The organism is Roseomonas mucosa ATCC BAA-692, from assembly GCF_000622225.1.
Classification (GTDB): Bacteria; Pseudomonadota; Alphaproteobacteria; order Acetobacterales; family Acetobacteraceae; genus Roseomonas; species Roseomonas mucosa.
In genome coordinates, this window is sequence record NZ_JHWD01000002.1 from 185,330 (window position 1) to 205,528 (window position 20,199).

Below are 20,199 nucleotides of genomic sequence, written 5' to 3' on the forward strand. Positions count from 1 at the left end.
CCTTAGCGGACGACCGTGACCGCGCGGCGGTTCTGCGCCCAGGCCGACTCGTCGGAACCCAGGGCGGCCGGGCGGTCCTTGCCGTAGGAGATGGTGGACAGGCGGCTGCCGGCCACGCCGGAGGCCACCAGCACGTCGCGAGCGGAATTGGCGCGGCGCTGGCCGAGCGCCAGGTTGTACTCGCGCGTGCCACGCTCGTCGGTGTGGCCCTCGATCGTGGCCTGCACCTGGGGATACTGGTTCAGCCAGCCGGCCTGGCGCACCAGCACGTCGCGCTGGTCGCCGCGGACGGAGCTGGAGTCGAATTCGAAGAAGACGCGGTCGCCGACATTGGCGACGAGGTCTTCCTGCGAGCCCGGGCGGACGGAGCCCAGCCCGCCGGCACCGGCGCCGGCGGAGGCGCCAGCGCCCGTGGCGGCCCCGGCCTGGTCGTTGCTGTTCGAACAGGCGGCCAGCAGAGCGAGGGCGCCCAGCGCGCCCAGCAGCTTCGTTTGCATCGATCCGTTTTCCTCGTGCTGTGCGGGGGGCACAAAACACGCGATCGCGGCGTTACGGCTGCCGTTCGATACGGTCAAGCCGAACAAACCGCGCCTCTCCCGTGTCAGGACAACAAAGGGGACCAATTCGGATCGGTTGCATCGGTCGGCGTCACAATCTGCCTCTCGTTGAAACCGGCGATGTCGATCATCGCCATGCGTGCACCATAGCCATTGCCGCGCGAGTCCCGCGCCGGGGTCTCCCGGTAATAGGCAAGGACGCGGCCGTTCGGGGCGAAAGTCGGCCCCTCCATGCCCCAGCCCTCGGTCAGGATGCGTTCCCCGCGCCCGTCCGGCTGCATCACGCCGATGGCGAAGCTGCCGCCGCCGAAGCGGGTGAAGGCGATCAGGTCGCCACGCGGAGACCACACGGGTGTGGCATAGCGGCCACGGCCGAAGGAGATGCGCCGCACCCCACCGCCGCCGGCATCCATGACATAGAGCTGCTGGTCGCCGCCCCGGTCGGAGTTGAAGACGATCTGCGACCCGTCGGGGCTGTAGCAGGGCGAGACGTCGAGCCCGTTGCCCGAGGTGAGCTGCCGCTCCCGCCGCGAGGCGAGGTCCACCACGTAGATGTTGGAATCGCTGCCCTTGGCATAGCTCAGGATCACCGACCGCCCGTCCGGCGAGAAGCGCGGCGACAGCGTCATGCCGGAGAACTGGCCCAGAACCTCCTGCCGCCCGGTGTCCAGGTTGAACAGATAGACCCGCGGCTGGTTCTGGTAATAGCTCATGAAGGCGATCTGCCGCGCATTCGGATGGAAGCGCGGGCTGAGCACCTGGAAGGACCCGTCGGTCAGGAAGCGGTTGTTCTCCCCGTCCTGGTCCATGATCGCGAGCCGCCGGGTGCGCCGGTCGCGCGGCCCCGATTCGGCGACATAGACGATCCGGGTGTCGAAATAGCCCTTCTCGCCCAGCAGGCGGGAATAGATGGCATCCGCGATCAGATGCGCGATCCGCCGCCACTGGGCAGCCGGAGCAGTGAAGGCCGTGCCCTCGATCTGCTGGCCCGGCAGCACGTCCCACAGGCGGAACTCGACGCGGAGCTGCCCACCCTGGTCGGCCACGCGGCCGGTCACCAGCGCATTGGCCCCGATCACCCGCCAGTCCTGGAAGTTCGGCTGCGCCGCCGCGGCCTCGGCGCTCTGGATGAAGGCAGCGTTCTGCACCGGGCGGAACAGGCCGGAATTCTTCAGGTCGTTCTGGATTACCTGGGCGATCTCCGCCCCGCGTGTGCCCGGCAGCGCGGGCACCGCGATCGGGATCGGATCGGTGCGGGCGCGGGTGATGTCCACGCGGCTCTCGGCCGCGGCCGGCTGGGCCAGCACCGAGCGCAGCGGCGGAATGGCGCCAGCGGCGGCGGTCACCCCCAGAAGCGCGGCACGTCGGGTAAAGCGGCCGTCCATCGTCGTGTCTCTTCCCCTGAAAACCGGTTCGGACCGGGAGAAGCCCCGGTCCTGCCGTCAAATCAAGCCCCTGTCCCGTCACGAAGCGTGGCGGGCCGTATCGTTCCGCTGCGGCAATGCCGGCGGATGCCGGGGGACGCGCCTCAGCGCAGCCCCAGGTCCCGCGGGTTGAAGCGGAAGACCGTGTTGCGCAGCGCCTCCAGCCGGTCCTTCGGCAGTGGCAGCGGGTTACACTGTGGGTTCAGCAGCGCGCGCCGGGCCGCCTCATAGACCGAGCGCGCCTGCGGGTCGGCGGGCACGCTGCCGTTCGGGCGCACGTTCCGCACCGTGCCGCCGGAATCCACCTCCACCCGCATCTCCACGATCACCGAGCGGATGTTCAGCGCGCCGCCATCCACCGACCAGCATTCGCTGATGGTATTGGCCAGCGCCGTCTTCTCGCCCGAGCTGAGCGCGGCGGTCCCGGTCGGCGCCCCGCCCGCCTGGGTGGAGCCCGAGGGCGCCGGATTGGCGCGCGACTTCGGCGCCTCGTTCTGCGCCTGCATCGCCCGCAGCTTCTCCAGCGTGCTCAGCACGCTCTGAGAGCGTTCGTCCGTGTTCTTGGCCGGCGGCGTACGCCCGGTGCCCGGCTTGTCCGAGGGATTCGGCGGCGGCAGCACCTTGCCCGTGCCCTGCTGGTTGCTGGGCTTGGGCTGCTGCACCGGCGGCTGCGGCTTGGGCGGTTCCGGCTTGGGCTCGGGCTTTGCCTCGGCATGCTGCTGCGGCTTCGGCGGCGCAGGGGCCGGCGGCGGCGGCAGGGGCAGCATGGCATCGGCGGCAGGCGGTGGCGGGGTCGCCTCCGCCTGTTGCTGCGGCGGCGTGGGCGCGGGCGGCGGCGGGGCCGGGGGCGGTGGCAAGGGCGGCGCGGCCTCGGCCTGCTGCTGCGGCGGGGCCGGCCTGTCGGCGGTGGAGGGCGCGGCCGAGGTCGGTGCCAGGGCCGGAGCCGGTGGCGGCGGGGGCGGCGGCGGCGGGGCCGAGACGGGCTCCGGCAGCGGCGGCTCGACCGGCGGCGGCAGCGGCAGGGGCTCGTCCTTCGCGGCGGCCGTCCTGCTCGGGGATGGCGAGGGCTTGTCCGCCTGGGCGAGCTGCGCCGCCTCGGGCGTGATCACCTCGATAGGAATGCCCTGCTCCATCGGCTCATCGACCTTGCGGGCGGGGAGCTGGATCAGGATCACCAGGAAGGCGAGCAGATGGAGCGCCGCCGAGACGTACGCCCATTCCCGCAATCCGCGCGGCCAGCGCATCGTGGGTTCGTTCCTTCCCCGGCCTCAGCGCGCCGGCGCGCGCGCCGCGCCCTGGCCCGGAGCCTGCCCGGACGCCGCGCCGCGGCCCGCCGGGGCCGCGCCGGAAGGCTGTTCCGCGAGAAGGGCGACACGGGTGAAGCCGGAGGACACGATGGCGCCCATGACCTCCATGATGCGGCCATAGCTGTTGGTGCGGTCGCCGCGCACGAAGATGCGCCGCTCCGGCGCGCCCGGTGGCTGGTTCTGCATGATGGCCTGGAGCTGCGGCACCAGGTTCTCCATCTGCACCTCGGTGTCCTGGAGGAAGATCCGCCCCTCCGGGTTCACCGAGACGGTGAGCGGCTCCGTCTCCTGGTTCAGCGGCGCCGCCGCCGTCTTGGGCAGGTCCACCGGCACGCCGGAGGTCATCAGCGGCGCCGCCACCATGAAGATGATCAGCAGCACGAGCATCACATCCACCAGCGGCGTGACGTTGATCTCGGCCATGGGGCGGTAGCGGGAGCGTCCCTTGCCCCCATTGGGGCCGCCTGTGGACATGCCCATGCTTCAGCGCCCCGCCGGCGTCTCGTCGGCCTGGCGCGAGAGGATCGTGCCGAATTCCGACGCGAAGGCCTCCAGCCGCGCCGCGTAGCGCGACAGGTCGGTGTTGATCTTGTTGTAGGCCAGCACCGCCGGAATCGCGGCCACGAGGCCGATCGCCGTGGCGAAGAGCGCCTCCGCGATGCCCGGCGCCACCACGGCGAGGTTGGTGTTGTTGTTGCCGGCGATGGCGGCGAAGGAATTCATGATGCCCCAGACCGTGCCGAACAGCCCGATGAAGGGCGCCACCGAGCCGACCGAGGCCAGGAACACCATCCAGCGCTCCATGCGCTCCATCTCGCGCCCGACGGTCACGCCCATGGCGCGGTCGGCGCGTTCCTTGACGCCCATCAGCGAGATGGCGGAGCCGACCGAGGCCTGGGCGCTGGCCTGCCATTCCCGCATCCCGGAGCCGAAGACGGCCGCCATCGGATGGTTCGGGCGCTCGCCCTCGCTGCGGTAGAGCTCCTCCAGCGATCCGCCGGACCAGAACTTCTCCTCGAAGGCATCGGCGGCGCGGTTCGCGCGGCGCACCGAGGTCACCTTCTCGAAGACGATCGCCCAGACCCAGATGCTGGCGAACAGCAGTCCGAGCATCACCAGCTTCACGACCCAGTCGGCCTGGAGGAACAAGTTCCAGAGCGACAGGTCATGTGCCATCGGCGCCAGATTGGTCGCCGTCACGCCCTCACCCACGGGCATCCTCCATTACCGGGCCCCCGCCCTGTTCATCCTCCCCCGCGCGGCCCCTCAGCCTGCCGGGGGAGACACCACATCCCGCAGGGCGCTGGACCAGGGCTCCGGGATGCGCGCGGCGCGAAGCTCGTCGCGCGACACACAGACCAGGGTCACCTTGAGGCGCGCCCGGTAGGCGCCGGCCTCATCCACCACATCCTGCGCCAGCTCGACCGAGGCCCCGCCGACCCGCAGCACGCGGGTCTCCACGATCAGGGCCTCATCCAGCCTGGCCGGCCGCAGATACTCCACTTCGGCGCGCCGCACCACGAGGAACAAATTGTGACGTTCCACGAGAAGACCGTGCGGCAAGCCCATGTCGCGCAAGGATTCGGTCCGGGCTCTTTCGGCCCATCTCAGATAGTTGGCGTGATAGACGACGCCGCCGGCGTCGGTGTCCTCGAAATAGACGCGGACAGGGTAGCGATGGGCGCTCATCAGCCCTCGTCCATCAGCAGGTCGCCTTGTGCCGCCACCGCGTTGCGCGGCGGGGCGAGGCCGAGATGCCGCCAGCCCGGCAGGCCCAGCACGCGGCCCCGCTGGGTGCGCAGGATCAGTCCCTCCTGAATCAGGAAGGGCTCGATCACCTCCTCCAGCGTGTCCCGGCTTTCCGCCAGCGCGGCCGCCAGCGTCTCCACCCCCACCGGCCCGCCACCATGATGCTCCGCCAGCCGCCGGAGGTAGCGCCGGTCCATCGCATCCAGGCCCAGCACGTCCACCTCCAGCCGCCGCAGGGCGTCGTCGGCCAGCGCCCGGTCCGCCGGCCGCCCGGCCACGGCCGCGAAGTCCCGCACCCGGCGCAGCAGCCGCCCGGCGATGCGGGGCGTGCCGCGGGACCGGGTGGCGATCTCCCGCGCCCCGTCCGGCGTGAGCTCGAAGCCCAGCTTTCCCGCACCACGTGCCACGATCCGTTCCAGCTCCTCCGCCGAGTAGAACTGGAGCCGCAGGGGAATCCCGAATCGGTCGCGCAGCGGGGTGGCCAGCAGGCCGGCCCGGGTGGTGGCGCCGACCAGCGTGAAGGGCGGCAGGTCGATCCGCACCGTCCGCGCCGCCGGCCCCTCCCCGATGATCAGGTCGAGCTGGAAATCCTCCATCGCCGGATAGAGCGTCTCCTCGATCGCCGGCTGCAGGCGGTGGATCTCGTCCACGAAGAGCACGTCGCGCGGCTGCAGGTTGGTCAGGATCGCCGCCAGGTCCCCCGCCCGCTGCAGCACCGGGCCGGAGGTGGCGCGGAACCCCACCCCCAGTTCCCGCGCCACGATCTGGGCCAGCGTGGTCTTGCCCAGGCCCGGCGGCCCGAAGAGCAGCACGTGGTCCATCGCCTCGCCGCGCTCGCGCGCGGCCTGGACGAAGACGGAAAGGTTCTCGCGCAGCGCGGGCTGCCCGGTGAAGTCGGCCAGGGTCTGTGGGCGGAGGGCGGCGTCGTTGCCGTCCTCCTCCAGCCGCGCCCCGCTGGTCAGGCGGGCATCATGATCGCTCATGGCGGGAACATAGAGGGATCAGGCCGCCAAGTCGCGGGGTCCCGCGCCGGTTCCGGCGAGACGGCGGCCGCCCCACCCCGGAGGCCCGCCTCCCCAGGCCATTGCAGTGCAAAAAAAGAATCGCTTCCGCAGATTTGAGAAGCGGCAAATACTCATTTCCGGGTCGCGACTGATCGACTCCATCAACGATCGAGAGTCTCGCATGCACAACGACACCGGACGGCGCGTCGTCGCCGAATTCTTCGGGACCTTCTGGCTCACCTTCGGCGGCTGCGGCGCCGCCGTGCTGGCGGCCAAGTTCCCGGATGCGCTGGGCATCGGCTTCCTGGGCGTCGCCTTCGCCTTCGGGCTGACCGTGCTCACCATGGCCTATGCGGTCGGGCACATCTCGGGCGGCCACTTCAACCCCGCCGTCACGCTCGGCCTCTGGGCGGCGGGCCGCTGCGCCAACCGGCATGTGGTGCCCTATATCGTGGCCCAGGTCGCCGGCGCGATCATCGCCGCGGCGGCGCTCTGGATCATCGCCTCCGGACAGCCGGGCTGGGTGCCGGGCGGCTTCGCGGCCAACGGCTATGGCGCGCTCAGCCCGGGCAAGTACGGCCTGGGCTCGGCCTTCCTGACCGAACTACTGCTGACCTTCTTCTTCCTGCTGATCATCATCGGCACGACCTCGAAGGGCGCCGCCACGGGCTTCGCCGGCATCCCCATCGGCCTGGCGCTGACGCTGATCCACCTGGTCTCGATCCCCGTCACCAACACCTCGGTGAACCCGGCCCGCAGCACTGGCCCCGCCCTGTTCGCGGGTGCCGAATATGTCGGCCAGCTCTGGCTGTTCTGGGTCGCGCCGATCCTGGGCGCCATGGTGGCCGGCGCCGTGACCCGGATGCTCTACGAACCCGCCGATCCGGTGGACACGGTGGTGGTCGACCAGCGCAAGGCCGCCTGACAAGGGGCCTCACAGGGGCGATGGACAGCGGAGGGCGCCCCCAGGAGGCGCCCTCCGCCACCTCAACGCGGCGCCAGCTCCTTCAGGCTCTCGCGGATCATCTCGCTCAGCCCTGCCCCGTCACCCAGCCGCTCGCGCACCCGGTTCACCGCCGCCGCCGCTTCGGCCCGCTTCCAGCCGAGGTTCAGCAGTGCGGAAACCGTCTCCTCCGCCGCGCCCGCCGGCACCGGCGGCGGGATCGTCACGCTGAAGCTGCCGGTCGGCATCGCCCCCACCCGGTCGCGCAGCTCCGCCACCAGCCGCGCCGCCAGCTTCGGCCCCACACCCGGCGCGCGGCCCAGTGCGCCCCGGTCCCCCGCCATCAGCGCGGCGGCGAGGTCCGCCGGGCTCAGCGTGGACAGCAGCGCCAGCGCCACCTTTGGCCCCACGCCCTGGATCGCGGTCAGCAGCCGGTACCAGTCCCGCTCCGCCGCATCGGCGAAGCCATAGAGGGTGATCGCGTCCTCGCGCACCACCGTCTCGATCCAGAGCGTACCCTGGGCCGGCGGCGGCGGCAGCGCGGCCACGGCGCGGGAGGAGGCGGCGACGACATAGCCCACCCCGTTCACGTCCAGGATGCAGCCGCCCTCATGCACCGAATCCAGCACGCCGCGCAGCTTGCCGATCATCGCTCTCTTCCTATCGCGGCTGGCTGACGGCGAGGTTCGCCATCCGCGCCAGCGCCATGCGGCTGCCCCGGTGATGCGCGTGGCAGATCGCGACCGCCAGCGCATCCGCCGCATCCGCGCGCCGGATCACGGCACCGGGCAGCAGCCGCCGCACCATGTCCGTCACCTGCACCTTGTCGGCATGGCCCGTGCCGACCACGGCACGCTTGACTTCCATGGCCTGGTACTCGGCCACCTCGATCCCCGCGAGCGAGGGTGCCAGCAGCACCACGCCGCGCGCCTGGCCCAGCTTCAGCGCGGCGCCGGGGTTCTTGTTGACATAGGTGTGCTCCACCGCCGCCTCGTCGGCCTGGTGCAGGTCCAGGATCGCGCGCAGGGCGCGGTAGATCTGCGACAGCCGCTCCGCGAGCGGCAGGTCGGCGGTGGTGCTGATCACCCCGTCCGCCAGGTGCCGCAGGCGGGAGCCGCTGCTCTCGATCAGCCCCCAGCCCGTGTGTTGCAGCCCGGGGTCCAGCCCCAGGATGCGGACGCTGCCCGACATGCCATTCCCCCCCACAGGCCATACGTGTTCCGCGCCGGCGGCCGGCTCCCCCCGAAGCCCGCCATCCGGGAACCCAGGCCGGTCCCTCAGGCCGAGAGCTTGTTGGCGATCTCGTCCGAGACCTCGAAATTGGCATAGACGTTCTGCACGTCGTCATGGTCGTCCAGCACCTCCACGAGCCTGAGCACGGACTGCGCCTGCTCCTCGTTCAGGTCCACGGACACGTTCGGCCACCATTCGAGCTTCGCGCTTTCCGCCGCGCCGAACTTCTCCTCCAGCGCATCGCGCACCGCGGTGAAGTCCTCGACCGAGGTGGTGACCTCGTGGACGCCGTCATAGGTCTCCACGTCGCTGGCGCCCGCCTCGATCGCCGCCTCCATCATCGCCTCCTCGGAGGCCACGCCCTCCTTGTAGGTGATGACGCCGCCACGCTCGAATTGGAAGCTCACCGAGCCCGTCTCGCCCATCGCCCCGCCGAACTTGGAAAAGGCCGAGCGCAGGTCGGAGGCGGTGCGGTTGCGGTTGTCGGTCAGCGCCTCGACGATGATGGCCACGCCCGCCGGGCCATAGCCCTCGTAGCGGACCTCGTCGTAGTTGTCCGTGTCCGTCCCGGCGGCGACGCGCTTGATGGCGCGGTCCACCGTGTCGCGCGGCATGTTCGCCGTCAGCGCGGCCTTCACCGCGGCGCGCAGGCGCGGGTTGTGCGCCGGGTCGGGCATCCCCGCCTTGGCGGAGACGGTGATCTCGCGGATCAGCTTGCCGAAGGCCTGGGCCTTCTTGGCGCTCTGCCCCGCCTTGCGGTGCATGATGTTCTTGGCGTGCGAATGGCCGGCCATGGTCGTCTGTGCCCGTAACGTCAGGAATAGGAAGGGTTTGGCGGCACCTATAGCCCCGGGCGCGGCGGACGGCCAGCATGACGCCCGGCGCCCGCCCCGCCGCCGGCCTCAGTAGAGGTGCTTTTCCAGATCCGGCGAGCGCGCATCGACCTCGGCCGCATCGACCATCCCGCCGGTATGGGCGGCGATCATCTGCCCCGGCGTCGGCGTCCCCGCCGGGCGTGCGTCGCAGGGCCAGAGCTTCGCCCGTGCCACCGCCCGGCGGCACTGCATGAAGACCTCCCGCACCGCGACCAGCATCACCGTGGCGGGCTCGCGCCCTTCCATGGCCAGCCGCGCGCGCAGCGCCGGGTCGGTGGTCAGCCGCGCCAGCCCGGAAACGCGCAGGGTCTCGCCCGAGCCGGGCACCAGGAAGAGCAGCGCCACGCGCGGGTCGTCCAGCACGTCGCGCAGCGCGTCGATCCGGTTGTTGCCGCGCCGGTCCGGCAGCGCCAGGGTGCGCTCGTCCAGCACCGCCACGAAGCCCGGCGCATCGCCGCGCGGCGTGCCATGCGCGCCGCGTTTCCCCACGGTGGAGAGTACGCAGAAGGGACTGTGGGCGATAAAGGCGGCGGCGGTGGCATCCACCACCGGGCTGACCTTGCGCAGCACCACCGGCCCGGGCGGGGCGTAGTACTCAGCCAGTTGTTCCGGCGTGGTGATGGCGTGGGGGTCGGGCGGCAGGCTGTCCATGCGAGTCATCCTGGCATGGGAACGGCAGCGTTGCGAGCAGTTCTCAGACTTGTCCGCGGTCTCCGCCACCCGGCACCGGAACCCTGGCTCAGAAGCCCGGCTTGACCGCCGCCAGCCGCCCGCCGACCCGCAGCGGGCCAATGCGCTTGGCGAGACCCGTGGCGTCGTCCGTCTCCACCAGCGCGCCGCAGAGCGTCGCCTCGCCCTCGGCCGGGGAAAGCCGTTCGCCCGGCATCCGGCGCCAGAAGCGCAGCGCCGAGGCGCCCTTGCTCATGCCGATCACGCTGTCGTAGTCGCCGCACATCCCGGCATCGGTCATGTAGGCGGTGCCGCCTTCCAGCACCTGGTGATCCGCCGTCGGCACATGCGTGTGCGTGCCGATCACCAGCGAGGCGCGCCCGTCGAAGGAATGCCCGAAGGCCAGCTTCTCGCTGGTCGCCTCGGCATGGATGTCCACCACCGCCGCCTGGATCGTGCCGGGCGTGCCCACCGGCCCGCCCAGGACGTGCCTCGCCAGTTCCGCCTGCACGCCGCGGAAGGGGTCGTCCAGCGGCTCCATGAACAGCCTGCCCATGACGTTGACCACCAGCGCCCGCCGCCCGCCGGAGATCTCGACCACCGTGGCGCCGCGCCCCGGCGTGCCGGGCGGGAAGTTGATCGGGCGGATGATGCGCGGCTCCCCTTCCATGAAGGGGATGATCTCCTTGCGGTCCCAGGCATGGTTGCCCAGCGTCAGCACGTCCACCCCGGCCTCCAGGAAGGCCCGCGCCATGTCGGGGGCGAGGCCGAAGCCGTGGCTGGCATTCTCCGCATTCACCACGACGAGGTCGGTGGCGAGTTCGCGCCGCAGCGCGGGCAGGCGGGAAACCAGGGCATCGCGCCCGCTGCGCCCCACCACGTCGCCCAGGAACAGTATTCTCAAGCCTTCTCCTCGGAACCCTCTCCGCAGGGCGGCGGTTCGCAATGGATTACGCCGCGCTCCGTCGCCACGGCCCGCAGCGGCCGGTCGCCCGGCCCGGTGGGGACGCGCGGCACCTCCTGCCCGGCATAGGCGAAGCCGAGCGCCACGGCACCCGGCAAAACCTCCAGCGTGCGGTCGTAATAGCCCGCGCCATAGCCCAGCCGCTGCCCGCGCCGGTCGAAGGCCAGCAGCGGCACCAGCAGCCAGTCGGGACGCAGTTCCGGCGCCTCGGGCGACGGCTCCGACAGGCCGAAGCGGACGGGCAGCAGAGGCTCGCCCGGCCGCCATTGCCGGAAGCGCAGGGGCTGGCCGCGCCGCGTTGTCACCGGCAAGGCAACGGCGTGGCCACGCGAGGCCAGCGCCGCCAGAAGCGGCCGCGGGTCCAGTTCATCCCCCATGGGCCAGTAGCCGGACACCACGGCGCCCGGCGGCGGCGGCATCCCATCCAGGACCACCCGCGCCACGGCTTCGGCGGCCTCCGGCGTGGCGATGCCAGCGCGCTGCGCCAGCATCTCGTGCCGCAGCCGCGCCTTGGCGGCGGCGAGTTCACCGGGATCGGAAACGAAGTGCGGAGCCACCATGACCGCTGGCGATTCATCCTCCCAAGGCCTGCTGAAGCAGGTGGGCACCAGATACCCGGACCACGGTCCGGACAGAGCCAGTTCCCGGAGGATGCACATTGGCCCCGGGGATGAGATACCTGGCGCGAAAGGCAGCCCCGCCCGACCTAGTTAAGGGCGCTCGAGCCCCGCCGCAATGCCCTCGATCCTCTCCGCGACGCGGACCAGACGTTCGGCCATCGCGGGGTTGTCCAGGGTGGGCTGCCCGGCCCGGGCCCGGGAGAGCTCGACCTTCAGGTCATGCACCTCGTCGGCCAGCAGCAGGGCGGCCAGCAGCAGCAGCCGGTTCTCGCCGAAGGAGCCGCCCATGGCGCGCACGGAATGGACCCGGCGGTCCACCTCCGCCGCCAGGGCGACGAGATGCGCCTCCTGCCCGTCCTCGCAGGAAACGGGGTGGCTGTAGCCGCCGACGCGAACGGTGACCTGACCCAAGCCCTAGACCTCCTGCCTGTTCTGGGGTTCCGTCCGGCGCTGCGGAGCATCCTCCGGCTCCGGCCCGGCCGCGCCCTTGGCCTGCCCGGCCTCCTCGCCACCTTCCTCGTCCCCGGCCGCGTCGAGGGACAGGTCCTCGGATTCCGGCTCGGCCTCCATCTCCCCTTCGGACTCCTCCCGGGCCAGGGCAAGCCGCAGCCTGGCCAGGGTCGAGTCCAGGCGCCGGCCCAGCTCCGCCACCTCTTCCTCCGAGATGGACGAGCGGGGGCGCGAGGCCGCGGCAGCCAGACGCTCCACCGCCGCTTCCAGCCGCGCCGCGGCTTCGCCCAAACGATCCGCCATCAAGCAAGAACCCCGAACGCGTGATATCCTGGGGCATTAGGCATGGCATGGCGCGAGGGTCAACGCCACGCTGGCCGCGCGGGCGGCAAAACCGATGGCAAAACAGGGAGCCAGGCCATGGGCCGGATCGCGAGCCGCACCGATCCCGGAAATGGGCCCGGAAAAGGGCCCGGAGACGGACCGGAAGGCGTGCCCGGGAACGAAGCGGGCGCAGCCCCGCGGCACGTGGCCCGGGAAGCCCCCGGCCCGGCCCCGGCGGGCCTTTCCTGGCTGCCGGCAGTCACGGTGCACGGGCTGCGCGAGGCCGAGGCCGTGCTGCGCGCCGTGACGGAGGCCGGCGGCGGACGGGGCGCGGTGCTGCTTTCCGCCCCCGGCGCCGCCACCTGGCCCGGCCCCGCGGGCTTCGCCGCCGTGATCCGCCTGGCGCGGGCGCGGCATCCCGCCCTGCCCTGCCGCACCCTGCTGGATTGCGGCGCCATGCCGGGGCTGGCATTGCGGGCGCTGCGCGAGGGCTGGCGGGAGCTGATCCTGGCGGAAACCTGTCCCGCCTTCGCCCAGGTGGCGGGGGCGGGCCAGGCGGTGGGGGCGGTGCTGCATGGACGGGCGCCAGAGGCGCTGTCGCTGGATGGCATCGACCTGCGCCGCCCCGGCGGGATGGCGATCCTGCGCCGCTGGCTCACGACATCGCCAACCGGCGGCGAGATGACAGGGAAGGCCGGAGGCGGCTAGACAGGCGGCACTTTCCAGGGCGGCACTTTCCGGGAATCTATCACCCGTTCCCGAAAATGCGACGCGGCACGGCGTCGGGGAACATCCACGGGGGCCCCACGGGGCCGCAAGAAGGAAAGGGAAACGCGATGCAGCTCACCCCGCAGGTCCGGGAGATCCTCTCCTGGTACGAGAGCGACAATCCCGGCACCAAGACCAACATCGCCCGCATCCTGAACAGCGGGAAGCTGGCCGGCACCGGCAAGATGGTGATCCTGCCGGTGGACCAGGGCTTCGAGCACGGCCCGGCCCGCTCCTTCGCGCCCAACCCGGCGGCCTATGACCCGCGCTACCACTTCGAGCTGGCGATCGAGGCAGGGCTGAACGCCTATGCCGCGCCGCTTGGCATGATCGAGGCGGGCGCCGCCAGCTTCGCCGGCACGGTGCCGACCATCCTGAAGGTCAACTCCTCCAACTCCCTTTCCACCACAAAGGACCAGGCGGTGACGGGCACGGTGGCGGATGCGCTGCGCCTCGGCTGCTCGGCGATCGGCTTCACCATCTACCCGGGCTCGGAATACCAGTTCGAGATGATGGAGGAACTGCGCGAGCTGGCCGAGGAAGCCAAGGCCGCCGGCCTCGCCGTGGTGGTCTGGTCCTATCCGCGCGGCCCGATGCTGGACAAGGTGGGCGAGACCGCGCTCGACATCTGCGCCTATGCCGCGCACATGGCTGCGCTCACCGGCGCCCATATCATCAAGGTGAAGCCGCCGACCGAGGCGATCTCGCTGGATGCCGCGAAGAAGACCTACGAGAAGTTCCCGGTCCCCGACATCGCCACCCTGGCCGGGCGCATCCGGCACGTGGTGCAGGCCTGCTTCGGCGGTCGCCGCCTCGTGGTCTTCTCCGGCGGCGAGGCCGGCACCCATGACGCGATGGTGGAAATGGCCAGGGGCATCCATGCCGGCGGCGGCAACGGCTCGATCGTGGGCCGCAACAGCTTCCAGCGCTCCAAGCCCGAGGCGCTGAAGCTGCTCTCCGCCATCATCGACGTGTACAAGTCGCCGCTCTGATGGCCGCCTCCGCGAAGCAGGCGTCCGGGGAGGCCCCCGGCTGCCGACTCTACCTGGTGACGCCGCCGGCGCTGGAGCCGGCCCGCTTCGCGGAGGAGCTCGCCCGGGCGCTGGATGCGGGCGACGTCGCCTGCGTCCAGCTCCGGCTCAAGGAGGCGGATGACGACGCCATCCGCCGCGCCGTCGACGCGCTGCGCCCCGTGGCGCAGGCGCGCGACGTCGCCTTCCTGCTGAACGACCGTGCCGACCTCGCCGTGCAGACCGGCTGCGACGGCGCGCATCTGGGCCAGGAGGACGGCGACCAGGCGGCCGCGCGGGAGCTGCTGGGCGACGGCATCCTGGGCATCACCTGCCATGCCTCCCGCCACCTCGCCATGCAGGCGGGGGAGACCGGCGCCGACTATGTCGCCTTCGGCGCCTTCTTTCCGACCGCCACCAAGGAGACGGTCCACCGGGCGGAACCCGAGCTGCTTTCCTGGTGGGCGGAGGTGATGGAGGTTCCCTCCGTCGCCATCGGCGGTATCGACGCCACGAACTGCGCACCCCTGGTGCGGGCCGGGGCGGATTTCCTGGCCGTCGTCGGGGCGGTATGGAAGCACCCCGAAGGGCCGGCCGCGGGCGTCCGGGCCATGAACGCCGCCATCGCCCAAGCCGCAGGCTGAACGGGTCCGGCCGGGCCGCAACAAAGGAAGCGCCGCTTGGACATCGCCCTGGGACTTTTCCTGACCTTTCTGCTGGTCGTGGCCAGCGTGGTCATCTCCCTGGCGGAAATCTCCTTTGCCGCCGCGCGCGAGACGCGCCTGCGCATCCTGGCGCAGGAAGGCGACCTGCGCGCCAGCCGCTTCCTGGCGCTGCGTCGCGACACGGCCAGCGTCGTCACCGCCATCCAGATCTGCCTGAATGCCGTCGGCGTGCTCGGCGGCGTGATCGGCGAGGGCCTGCTTTCCCCGCCCTTCTCCGCGGCACTGCTGGAGGCGGGGCTGAGCCCCACCACCGCCGCCACCGCCGGCTCGGTCCTCTCCTTCCTGCTGGTCACGATGCTTTTCGTGCTGCTGGCGGACCTGGTGCCCAAGCGCATCGCCATGCAGGCGCCGGAGAAGGTGGCCCTCTCGGTCGGCTGGTTCCCCGCGCTGGCGGTGCGCCTGCTGCGCCCGCTGGTCTTCGTCTTCAGCCGGCTGGCGGACGCCGTCCTGCGGATGCTGGGCATGCCCACCACCTCGGCGGCGGAGCTGGTCACGGCCGAGGAGCTCCGCGCCACCCTGGCCGCCGGCGTGACCTCCGGCGCGCTGGAGGCGGGCGAGCACCGGCTGATCGAGAACGTCCTGGCGCTGCGCGAGCGCACCGCCGCCTCGGCCATGACCTCGCGCGACGAGATCGTGTACCTGGACATCAAGGAATCCCCCGAGATCTGGCAGGAGAAGGTCCGCCGTCACCCCTATTCCCGCTACCCGGTCTGCGATGGCAGCCTGGACCGCGTGCTCGGCCTCACCCGCGCCGAGGATGTCCTGGCCGCCGTGCTGAACGAGGGACCGGGCGGCATCGACCCGGCCCGGCTGCGCCGCGACGCCCCGGTGGTGCCGGACACGCTCGACCTCTGGGAGGTGCTGTCCCAGTTCGAGGCGCAGAAGGCCGGCTTCGCCGTGGTGGTCAGCGAATACGCCATGGTGGTCGGCGTCATCACCTACAAGGACGTGCTGGCGGTGCTGGTCGGCGGCCTCGCCGATCCCTTCGAGGAAAGCGTCATCGTCCAGCGCGACGAGAATTCCTGGCTGGTGGACGGCATCGCCCCCATGGCCGACGTGGTGCAGGTCCTGGGCATCCCGATCTCGCCGGATTCCGGCCCCTACGAGACCGCCGGCGGCTTCGTCATGCACCACCTCCGCCGTGTGCCGCGCAAGGCCGACAAGATGGAGATCGCCGGCTTCACCTTCGAGGTGGTCGATGTCGAGGGCTTCCGCGTGAACCAGCTCCTCGTCACCCGCAGGGCCGCGCCGCGCGAGGCGGTCTGATGGGGCGTGGCCGATGATCCGTTTCCGTCTCTGTGTTTTCGGCGACAGCTTCAGCAACGGCACCGGCGATGACACGATGCTGGGCTGGGCGGGCCGTGTCTGCGCCACCGCGCGGCAACGCGGCCATGACGTCACCCTCTACAATCTTGGCATCCGCCGTGACACCAGCACCGACATCGCCGGCCGCTGGCAGGAGGAAGCGGCCCGCCGCCTGCCGGCGGAACAGGATGGCCGACTGCTCTTCGCCTTTGGTGCCAACGACTGTGTGATCGAGGATGGCGCACCGCGCGTGCCGCTGCCACGCAGCCTGGAGAACGCCGCCGCCATCCTGAAGGGTACCGCTCGCCCGACGCTCATGCTGGGCCCCATTCCGGCCGGCGATTCCCTGGCGGATTCCGGGGTGGAGACCCTCGCCCAAGCCCTGGCGCCCCTCTGCGCCGGGCTTGGCATTCCCTTCCTGCCCTTACATCCAGTGGTGCGGGACTGCCCTGACTGGGCGGCGGAAGTCCGCTCCGGCGATGGGGCACACCCGAATCAAGGCGGCTATGCCGCTCTGGCCGCCGCCGTCGAAGCCTGGCCGGCCTGGCGCGCCTGGGTGCCCTGACAAAAGCCCACGGAAGCGCACTTCCTTCCCAGGACAGCCGCCTCACCCATAGGGCCAGTTCCCCAGCCATCGCGTGAGGGCGATGTCCTCCACCCCCGCCGCGAGCATGGCCAGCCGGTCGAAGCCCAGCGCGATCCCGCTGCCGCCGGGCATGCCGTGCTCCAGCGCGCGCAGGAAATCCTCGTCCACCTCCCAGCCTTCCTCGCCATAGAGGCGCCGCCGCTCGGCCACGTCACGCTCGAAGCGGCCGCGCTGTTCCGCCGGGTCGGTCAGTTCGTCGAAGGCGTTGGCCAGCTCGATCCCGGCCACGAAAAGCTCGAAGCGCAGCGCCGCCCGGGGGGCCGACGGGTCGCGCCGGGCCAGCGCCGCCTGGGGGGCCGGCCAATGGGTCAGGAAGCTCGCCCGTTCGCGCCCGAGATGCGGCTCCACATGGTCCAGCATCAGGCGAAAGAACAGTTCCTCCCAGCCCTCGCCCTCCGGCGCCTCCAGCCCCGCCGCCCGCGCCGCGGCACGCAGCGCCGCGCCGTCCCCCTCCCCGTCGGGCCCCAGCGTGGCGAGGATGTCCAGCCCGCCGCACCAGCGCCGGAAGGCCTCCGCCACCGGGATGCGCTCGAAAGGTTGGCGGAGATCCGTCTCAACGCCGCGCTGCGCCACGCGGGGTGGCAGGACGGCGCGCAGCAGCGCTTCGGCCTCGTCCATCATCCCGTCCAGCGGCAGGCCCGGCGCGTACCATTCCAGCATGGTGAACTCCGGTGCGTGGCGGGGCGAGACCTCGCCGTTCCGCCAGACCCGCGCCAGCTCGAAGACCGGCCCGGCTCCGGCGACCAGCAGCCGCTTCAGTGCCAGTTCGGGCGAGGTCCGCAGCCAGAGGTCCCGCGCTTCCCCCGGTCCCAGATGCGGGCGGAAGCGGGAGCGGAAGCCCTGCAGGTGTACCTCCATGCCCGGAACCGGCACCAGCGCGGGGGTTTCCACCTCCGTATAGCCACGGGCGGTGAAGAAGGCCCTGGTATCCGCCAGGAGCAGGGCACGGCGGCGCAGCGCCGGCAGCCGGGCCGCGAGGCGTTCGGGAAGCCAGTCCGGCCGGGACAGGGGGGATCGGGGAGACGGCATGTCATCGGGCTTATAGCGCCTCCACCCCATCCTGGCGCGACGGCGATGACGACCGCGTGCATTGTTCCGCCTCAACCCACATACCGGAAAGCTTTGGGGAGCCCGGGCCCACGCCCCACCGAAGCCCTCCCATGGGCCGGCCGTGAACGGCGGATTACGGAAGGCAGGCTTCCCGCCCTGGACCAAGAACCATGGGATTGGGGACAGGAATTGTCCGGTTTCCTGTGACAAACATTCCTGAACATCGGTGATTTTCCGGTTAGATTAGCGTCCTATCTAATGACCATGAGAACGGGACGATGAAGCCCCGCTCAAGAAGAGTTCGGAGAACACCATGCGCACCTTCTCGAAGATCGGCCTCGCCGCCCTGATGGCCACCACCCTGATGGCTGCCCCCGTGGTGAGCCATGCGGCGGAAGGCGGTGGCTACAGCCACTACAGCATCGGCTCCACGCCCCGTGACACCAGCAGCGCCGGCTCCTCCGCTACCCGCGGCACGCCCAGCTTCGACATGGCCTGGAGCTACGCCACCCCGGGCAGCGTCGTGCGGAACAGCAGCAACGCGGGTTCCTCGGCCGTGACCGGCGCCCCGACCGGCAGCATGGTGGCCAGCCACTTCACCACGGGCTCCACCCCGCTGGACGTCAGCAACAACAACTGACCTTGCGGCCGGCCCCCCCGGCTGGACCACGAAACAGGGGCATCCCGGCCGGGATGCCCCTGTTTCGTTGTGGCCTCCGCCATCTCGCCCCCTTGCCACGCCCACCCGGGGCGCCATCCAGTTGCCCCGCAGGCGCGGCCCAGTCCCCCCGGCCCTGCCGCTTCCACCACCGCGCATCCTGGTCTAGCTGCTGGCCGCCATGCCCGATGGCCTTTCCCGCCCCGCCATGCCGAGCCCCGCCCGCACCCTCCGCAGCCCGGAGGCGCTGGCGGAGGCTGGCCTCGTTCCCGCGGCGGCCCTGCCCGGCCTGCGGGCCGTGTCGGAACGCTATGCCATCTCCGTCACGCCCGCCGTGGAGGTGCTGATCGACCGCGCCGACCCGGCCGATCCTATCGCGGCGCAGTACATCCCGCAGGCGGCGGAACTCCTCGCCTCCCCGCAGGAGCTGGAAGACCCGACCGCCGACCATCCACATTCCCCGGTGAAGGGCGTGGTCCATCGCTATCCCGACCGTGCCCTGCTGAAGCCGCTGCTGGCCTGCCCGGTCTATTGCCGCTTCTGCTTCCGGCGGGAACAGGTCGGCCCGGACGGCGGGCTGCTGTCGGAGGCGGAGCTGAACGCGGCCCTGGACTACTTCGCCCGCATGCCGCAACTGCGCGAGGCGATCCTGACCGGCGGCGACCCGCTGATGCTCTCGCCCCGCCGCCTCGGCACCATTGTCGCCCGCCTGTCCGCCATCCCGCATATCGAGGTCATCCGCCTCCATTCCCGCGTGCCGGTGGCCGATCCCGCCCGCGTCACGGAGGCGCTGGCCGGAGCGCTGGACACGGAGAAGGCGCTTTTCCTCTGCGTGCATGCCAACCATGCCCGCGAATTCTCCCCCCCGGCCCGTTCCGCCCTGCGCCTCCTGGCGCGGGGCGGGGTGGCCCTGCTCGGCCAGTCGGTGCTGCTGCGCGGAGTGAACGACAGCGAGGCCGCGCTGGAGGACCTCTTCCGCGCCATGCTGGCCAGCCGGGTGAAGCCCTACTACCTGCACCAGCTCGACCGCGCGCCCGGCACCGCCCGCTTCGAGGTGCCGATCGCCGAAGGCCGCCGCCTGCTCCGCACCCTGCGCGGCCGCCTCACCGGCCTGGCCTGGCCGGTCTATGCGCTCGACACGCCGGGCGGTGGCGGCAAGGCGCCGATCGGGCCGGAATTCGCCACGCCGGAAGGCATGGACTGGGTGGTGGAACGGCCGCTGGACGGCGTGCCCTACCGCCACGCCGTGCCGGAACGCGACCCAGGCCGGCCCTTGCCTTGACGGTTCCAGAGCGGGACGGCCTGGGAAAGGGATCGCCCCTCTCCGCACGCGGCCATGGTCACATCCCGGCCGACCCGCCGCCATTTTCCGCCCGCAGGCGCCGGAGCAGCGGCTCCACCTCGCCCGGACGCCGCAGCCGGTGCCATTCCAGATGCGCCAGCGCCGGGTCCGCCAGCAGCGCCGCATGGGCCCGGCGCTGCTCCGCATAGGTGCGCCATGCCCAGCGGATCGGGTGATCCGCGTCGAGCCATTGCCGGAACGCCTCCCGGTTCCCGGTGCCCGGCCAGATCTCCCGCCGTGTCAGCGCCCGCTGCAGGGAGCGCCAGGCGACCCGCCGCATCACCAGGCCGCGCGGATAGTCGAGCCAGACCACATGCGTCGCGCGGTCCAGCACAAGATCCTGCACCCGGCCGTAGTTGCCGTCGCTGACCCATCCCTCCCCCGCCACGGCCAACGCCACGCGCCGCCGGAACTCCGGCAGGTCATGAGTGTTCAGGTCGCGCCAGCCCGCCTGCCAGTTGATCGCGTCCAGCTCGACATGCGGCACCCCCAGTGCGGCGGCGAGGCGCCCCGCCAGGGTGGACTTGCCCGACCCCGAAACCCCGAAGACGGCGACGCGCACCCCTGTCTCCTTCC

The 20,199-nt window shown here is 71.5% G+C and carries 25 protein-coding genes and 1 other RNA gene; 8 read left to right on the plus strand and 18 right to left on the minus strand.

The genetic code is table 11. The annotated features are described in order from the left end of the window. Positions 1 to 2: 2 nt before the first annotated feature. The 7 genes from pal to ruvB all read right to left on the minus strand — a co-directional run bounded on the left by pal (position 3) and on the right by ruvB (position 6,020). Entirely contained in the window at positions 3 to 497 is a 495-nt protein-coding gene (gene pal, locus BT98_RS0103420) for a peptidoglycan-associated lipoprotein Pal (RefSeq protein WP_019459974.1), read from the minus strand. Between the two features lie 104 nt (positions 498 to 601). Continuing rightward, a complete protein-coding gene (gene tolB, locus BT98_RS0103425; RefSeq protein WP_019459973.1) occupies positions 602 to 1,942 on the minus strand; it encodes a Tol-Pal system beta propeller repeat protein TolB in 1,341 nt (446 codons plus the stop codon). Positions 1,943 to 2,085: 143 nt separating this feature from the next. Beyond that, positions 2,086 to 3,225: a hypothetical protein gene (locus BT98_RS0103430; protein ID WP_027297149.1), complete on the minus strand. Its 1,140-nt coding sequence runs from the start codon at positions 3,223 to 3,225 to the stop codon at positions 2,086 to 2,088. A gap of 24 nt (positions 3,226 to 3,249) precedes the next feature. Continuing rightward, the gene (tolR, locus tag BT98_RS0103435) at positions 3,250 to 3,768 is read right to left on the minus strand and encodes a protein TolR (protein WP_037249762.1); all 519 of its coding nucleotides are present in this window, start codon (positions 3,766 to 3,768) and stop codon (positions 3,250 to 3,252) included. Between the two features lie 3 nt (positions 3,769 to 3,771). Then, a complete protein-coding gene (gene tolQ / locus BT98_RS0103440; protein WP_019459554.1) occupies positions 3,772 to 4,506 on the minus strand; it encodes a protein TolQ in 735 nt (244 codons plus the stop codon). 48 nt (positions 4,507 to 4,554) lie between these two features. After that, positions 4,555 to 4,977 (minus strand): tol-pal system-associated acyl-CoA thioesterase, encoded by a 423-nt coding sequence (gene ybgC / locus BT98_RS0103445; RefSeq protein ID WP_019459553.1) that lies wholly within the window; start codon positions 4,975 to 4,977, stop codon positions 4,555 to 4,557. Further along, positions 4,977 to 6,020 (minus strand): Holliday junction branch migration DNA helicase RuvB, encoded by a 1,044-nt coding sequence (ruvB, locus tag BT98_RS0103450; RefSeq protein ID WP_019459552.1) that lies wholly within the window; start codon positions 6,018 to 6,020, stop codon positions 4,977 to 4,979. Before ruvB ends, ybgC begins: the two co-directional genes overlap by 1 nt. A 202-nt stretch (positions 6,021 to 6,222) precedes the next feature. Here ruvB and aqpZ point away from each other — a divergent pair, with 202 nt between their 5' ends. Beyond that, complete coding sequence (gene aqpZ / locus BT98_RS0103455; protein ID WP_019459551.1) at positions 6,223 to 6,966, plus strand: aquaporin Z; 744 nt, start codon at positions 6,223 to 6,225, stop codon at positions 6,964 to 6,966. 62 nt (positions 6,967 to 7,028) lie between these two features. On the opposite strand, the gene ruvA is transcribed toward aqpZ, so the two are convergent. The 9 genes from ruvA to BT98_RS28365 form a co-directional block, all read right to left on the minus strand. Further along, positions 7,029 to 7,634, minus strand: coding sequence for a Holliday junction branch migration protein RuvA (gene ruvA, locus BT98_RS0103460; protein WP_019459550.1), 606 nt, complete (start codon positions 7,632 to 7,634; stop codon positions 7,029 to 7,031). 10 nt (positions 7,635 to 7,644) lie between these two features. Beyond that, positions 7,645 to 8,175, minus strand: coding sequence for a crossover junction endodeoxyribonuclease RuvC (gene ruvC / locus BT98_RS0103465; RefSeq protein WP_019459549.1), 531 nt, complete (start codon positions 8,173 to 8,175; stop codon positions 7,645 to 7,647). Between the two features lie 86 nt (positions 8,176 to 8,261). Then, complete coding sequence (locus tag BT98_RS0103470) at positions 8,262 to 9,011, minus strand: YebC/PmpR family DNA-binding transcriptional regulator (RefSeq protein WP_019459548.1); 750 nt, start codon at positions 9,009 to 9,011, stop codon at positions 8,262 to 8,264. 108 nt (positions 9,012 to 9,119) lie between these two features. Beyond that, complete coding sequence (locus BT98_RS0103475) at positions 9,120 to 9,743, minus strand: MSMEG_1061 family FMN-dependent PPOX-type flavoprotein (protein ID WP_019459547.1); 624 nt, start codon at positions 9,741 to 9,743, stop codon at positions 9,120 to 9,122. Between the two features lie 88 nt (positions 9,744 to 9,831). Then, a complete protein-coding gene (locus BT98_RS0103480) occupies positions 9,832 to 10,665 on the minus strand; it encodes a TIGR00282 family metallophosphoesterase (protein ID WP_026032931.1) in 834 nt (277 codons plus the stop codon). Beyond that, the gene (locus BT98_RS0103485) at positions 10,662 to 11,285 is read right to left on the minus strand and encodes a 5-formyltetrahydrofolate cyclo-ligase (protein WP_019459545.1); all 624 of its coding nucleotides are present in this window, start codon (positions 11,283 to 11,285) and stop codon (positions 10,662 to 10,664) included. The genes BT98_RS0103480 and BT98_RS0103485 overlap by 4 nt, the downstream gene beginning before the upstream one ends. Continuing rightward, positions 11,272 to 11,426: non-coding RNA, 6S RNA (ssrS, locus tag BT98_RS26470), on the minus strand. The genes BT98_RS0103485 and ssrS overlap by 14 nt, the downstream gene beginning before the upstream one ends. A 9-nt stretch (positions 11,427 to 11,435) precedes the next feature. Further along, positions 11,436 to 11,756, minus strand: coding sequence for a cell division protein ZapA (locus BT98_RS0103490; protein WP_019459544.1), 321 nt, complete (start codon positions 11,754 to 11,756; stop codon positions 11,436 to 11,438). A 3-nt stretch (positions 11,757 to 11,759) separates the two neighbouring features. Then, the gene (locus BT98_RS28365; RefSeq protein ID WP_019459543.1) at positions 11,760 to 12,098 is read right to left on the minus strand and encodes a hypothetical protein; all 339 of its coding nucleotides are present in this window, start codon (positions 12,096 to 12,098) and stop codon (positions 11,760 to 11,762) included. A 189-nt stretch (positions 12,099 to 12,287) separates the two neighbouring features. Here BT98_RS28365 and BT98_RS25900 point away from each other — a divergent pair, with 189 nt between their 5' ends. The 5 genes from BT98_RS25900 to BT98_RS0103520 all read left to right on the plus strand — a co-directional run bounded on the left by BT98_RS25900 (position 12,288) and on the right by BT98_RS0103520 (position 16,492). Beyond that, positions 12,288 to 12,827, plus strand: a complete 540-nt coding sequence (locus BT98_RS25900; RefSeq protein WP_051544245.1) for a hypothetical protein — start codon at positions 12,288 to 12,290, stop codon at positions 12,825 to 12,827. A 128-nt stretch (positions 12,828 to 12,955) separates the two neighbouring features. Then, the gene (locus BT98_RS0103505) at positions 12,956 to 13,879 is read left to right on the plus strand and encodes a class I fructose-bisphosphate aldolase (RefSeq protein ID WP_019459541.1); all 924 of its coding nucleotides are present in this window, start codon (positions 12,956 to 12,958) and stop codon (positions 13,877 to 13,879) included. Next, positions 13,879 to 14,541 carry a thiamine phosphate synthase gene (thiE, locus tag BT98_RS0103510; RefSeq protein ID WP_019459540.1) on the plus strand — a complete coding sequence of 221 codons (663 nt, stop codon included), beginning with the start codon at positions 13,879 to 13,881 and terminating at the stop codon, positions 14,539 to 14,541. Before BT98_RS0103505 ends, thiE begins: the two co-directional genes overlap by 1 nt. 36 nt (positions 14,542 to 14,577) lie before the next feature. Further along, positions 14,578 to 15,888 (plus strand): hemolysin family protein, encoded by a 1,311-nt coding sequence (locus BT98_RS0103515; protein ID WP_019459539.1) that lies wholly within the window; start codon positions 14,578 to 14,580, stop codon positions 15,886 to 15,888. Positions 15,889 to 15,901: 13 nt separating this feature from the next. Next, positions 15,902 to 16,492: a GDSL-type esterase/lipase family protein gene (locus BT98_RS0103520; protein ID WP_019459538.1), complete on the plus strand. Its 591-nt coding sequence runs from the start codon at positions 15,902 to 15,904 to the stop codon at positions 16,490 to 16,492. Positions 16,493 to 16,534: 42 nt separating this feature from the next. Here BT98_RS0103520 and epmA read toward each other — a convergent pair whose 3' ends face one another. Then, positions 16,535 to 17,602 carry an EF-P lysine aminoacylase EpmA gene (gene epmA / locus BT98_RS0103525; protein ID WP_019459537.1) on the minus strand — a complete coding sequence of 356 codons (1,068 nt, stop codon included), beginning with the start codon at positions 17,600 to 17,602 and terminating at the stop codon, positions 16,535 to 16,537. 334 nt (positions 17,603 to 17,936) lie between these two features. Between epmA and BT98_RS0103530 the strand changes: the two genes are divergently transcribed. Continuing rightward, positions 17,937 to 18,263, plus strand: a complete 327-nt coding sequence (locus tag BT98_RS0103530; RefSeq protein ID WP_019459536.1) for a hypothetical protein — start codon at positions 17,937 to 17,939, stop codon at positions 18,261 to 18,263. Between the two features lie 199 nt (positions 18,264 to 18,462). Next, a complete protein-coding gene (locus tag BT98_RS0103535; RefSeq protein ID WP_019459535.1) occupies positions 18,463 to 19,563 on the plus strand; it encodes a lysine-2,3-aminomutase-like protein in 1,101 nt (366 codons plus the stop codon). A 58-nt stretch (positions 19,564 to 19,621) separates the two neighbouring features. Here the strand turns inward: BT98_RS0103535 and BT98_RS0103540 are convergent, their stop codons facing one another. Then, entirely contained in the window at positions 19,622 to 20,185 is a 564-nt protein-coding gene (locus BT98_RS0103540) for a P-loop NTPase family protein (RefSeq protein WP_019459534.1), read from the minus strand. Positions 20,186 to 20,199 lie beyond the last annotated feature (14 nt).

Excerpts from the sequence above, each read along its gene's own strand:
- pal (WP_019459974.1), bottom strand. The coding sequence starts at position 497 with ATGCAAACGAAGCTGCTGGGCGCGCTGGGCGCCCTCGCTCTGCTGGCC.
- tolR (WP_037249762.1), bottom strand. The coding sequence starts at position 3,768 with ATGGGCATGTCCACAGGCGGCCCCAATGGGGGCAAGGGACGCTCCCGC.
- BT98_RS0103430 (WP_027297149.1), bottom strand. The coding sequence starts at position 3,225 with ATGCGCTGGCCGCGCGGATTGCGGGAATGGGCGTACGTCTCGGCGGCG.
- ruvC (WP_019459549.1), bottom strand. The coding sequence starts at position 8,175 with ATGTCGGGCAGCGTCCGCATCCTGGGGCTGGACCCCGGGCTGCAACAC.
- ruvB (WP_019459552.1), bottom strand. The coding sequence starts at position 6,020 with ATGAGCGATCATGATGCCCGCCTGACCAGCGGGGCGCGGCTGGAGGAG.
- epmA (WP_019459537.1), bottom strand. The coding sequence starts at position 17,602 with ATGCCGTCTCCCCGATCCCCCCTGTCCCGGCCGGACTGGCTTCCCGAA.
- BT98_RS0103485 (WP_019459545.1), bottom strand. The coding sequence starts at position 11,285 with ATGGTGGCTCCGCACTTCGTTTCCGATCCCGGTGAACTCGCCGCCGCC.
- BT98_RS0103505 (WP_019459541.1), top strand. The coding sequence starts at position 12,956 with ATGCAGCTCACCCCGCAGGTCCGGGAGATCCTCTCCTGGTACGAGAGC.
- tolQ (WP_019459554.1), bottom strand. The coding sequence starts at position 4,506 with ATGCCCGTGGGTGAGGGCGTGACGGCGACCAATCTGGCGCCGATGGCA.
- BT98_RS0103535 (WP_019459535.1), top strand. The coding sequence starts at position 18,463 with ATGCCCGATGGCCTTTCCCGCCCCGCCATGCCGAGCCCCGCCCGCACC.
- BT98_RS0103475 (WP_019459547.1), bottom strand. The coding sequence starts at position 9,743 with ATGGACAGCCTGCCGCCCGACCCCCACGCCATCACCACGCCGGAACAA.
- BT98_RS0103520 (WP_019459538.1), top strand. The coding sequence starts at position 15,902 with ATGATCCGTTTCCGTCTCTGTGTTTTCGGCGACAGCTTCAGCAACGGC.
- aqpZ (WP_019459551.1), top strand. The coding sequence starts at position 6,223 with ATGCACAACGACACCGGACGGCGCGTCGTCGCCGAATTCTTCGGGACC.
- BT98_RS0103470 (WP_019459548.1), bottom strand. The coding sequence starts at position 9,011 with ATGGCCGGCCATTCGCACGCCAAGAACATCATGCACCGCAAGGCGGGG.
- ybgC (WP_019459553.1), bottom strand. The coding sequence starts at position 4,977 with ATGAGCGCCCATCGCTACCCTGTCCGCGTCTATTTCGAGGACACCGAC.
- BT98_RS0103530 (WP_019459536.1), top strand. The coding sequence starts at position 17,937 with ATGCGCACCTTCTCGAAGATCGGCCTCGCCGCCCTGATGGCCACCACC.
- tolB (WP_019459973.1), bottom strand. The coding sequence starts at position 1,942 with ATGGACGGCCGCTTTACCCGACGTGCCGCGCTTCTGGGGGTGACCGCC.
- thiE (WP_019459540.1), top strand. The coding sequence starts at position 13,879 with ATGGCCGCCTCCGCGAAGCAGGCGTCCGGGGAGGCCCCCGGCTGCCGA.
- ruvA (WP_019459550.1), bottom strand. The coding sequence starts at position 7,634 with ATGATCGGCAAGCTGCGCGGCGTGCTGGATTCGGTGCATGAGGGCGGC.
- BT98_RS28365 (WP_019459543.1), bottom strand. The coding sequence starts at position 12,098 with ATGGCGGATCGTTTGGGCGAAGCCGCGGCGCGGCTGGAAGCGGCGGTG.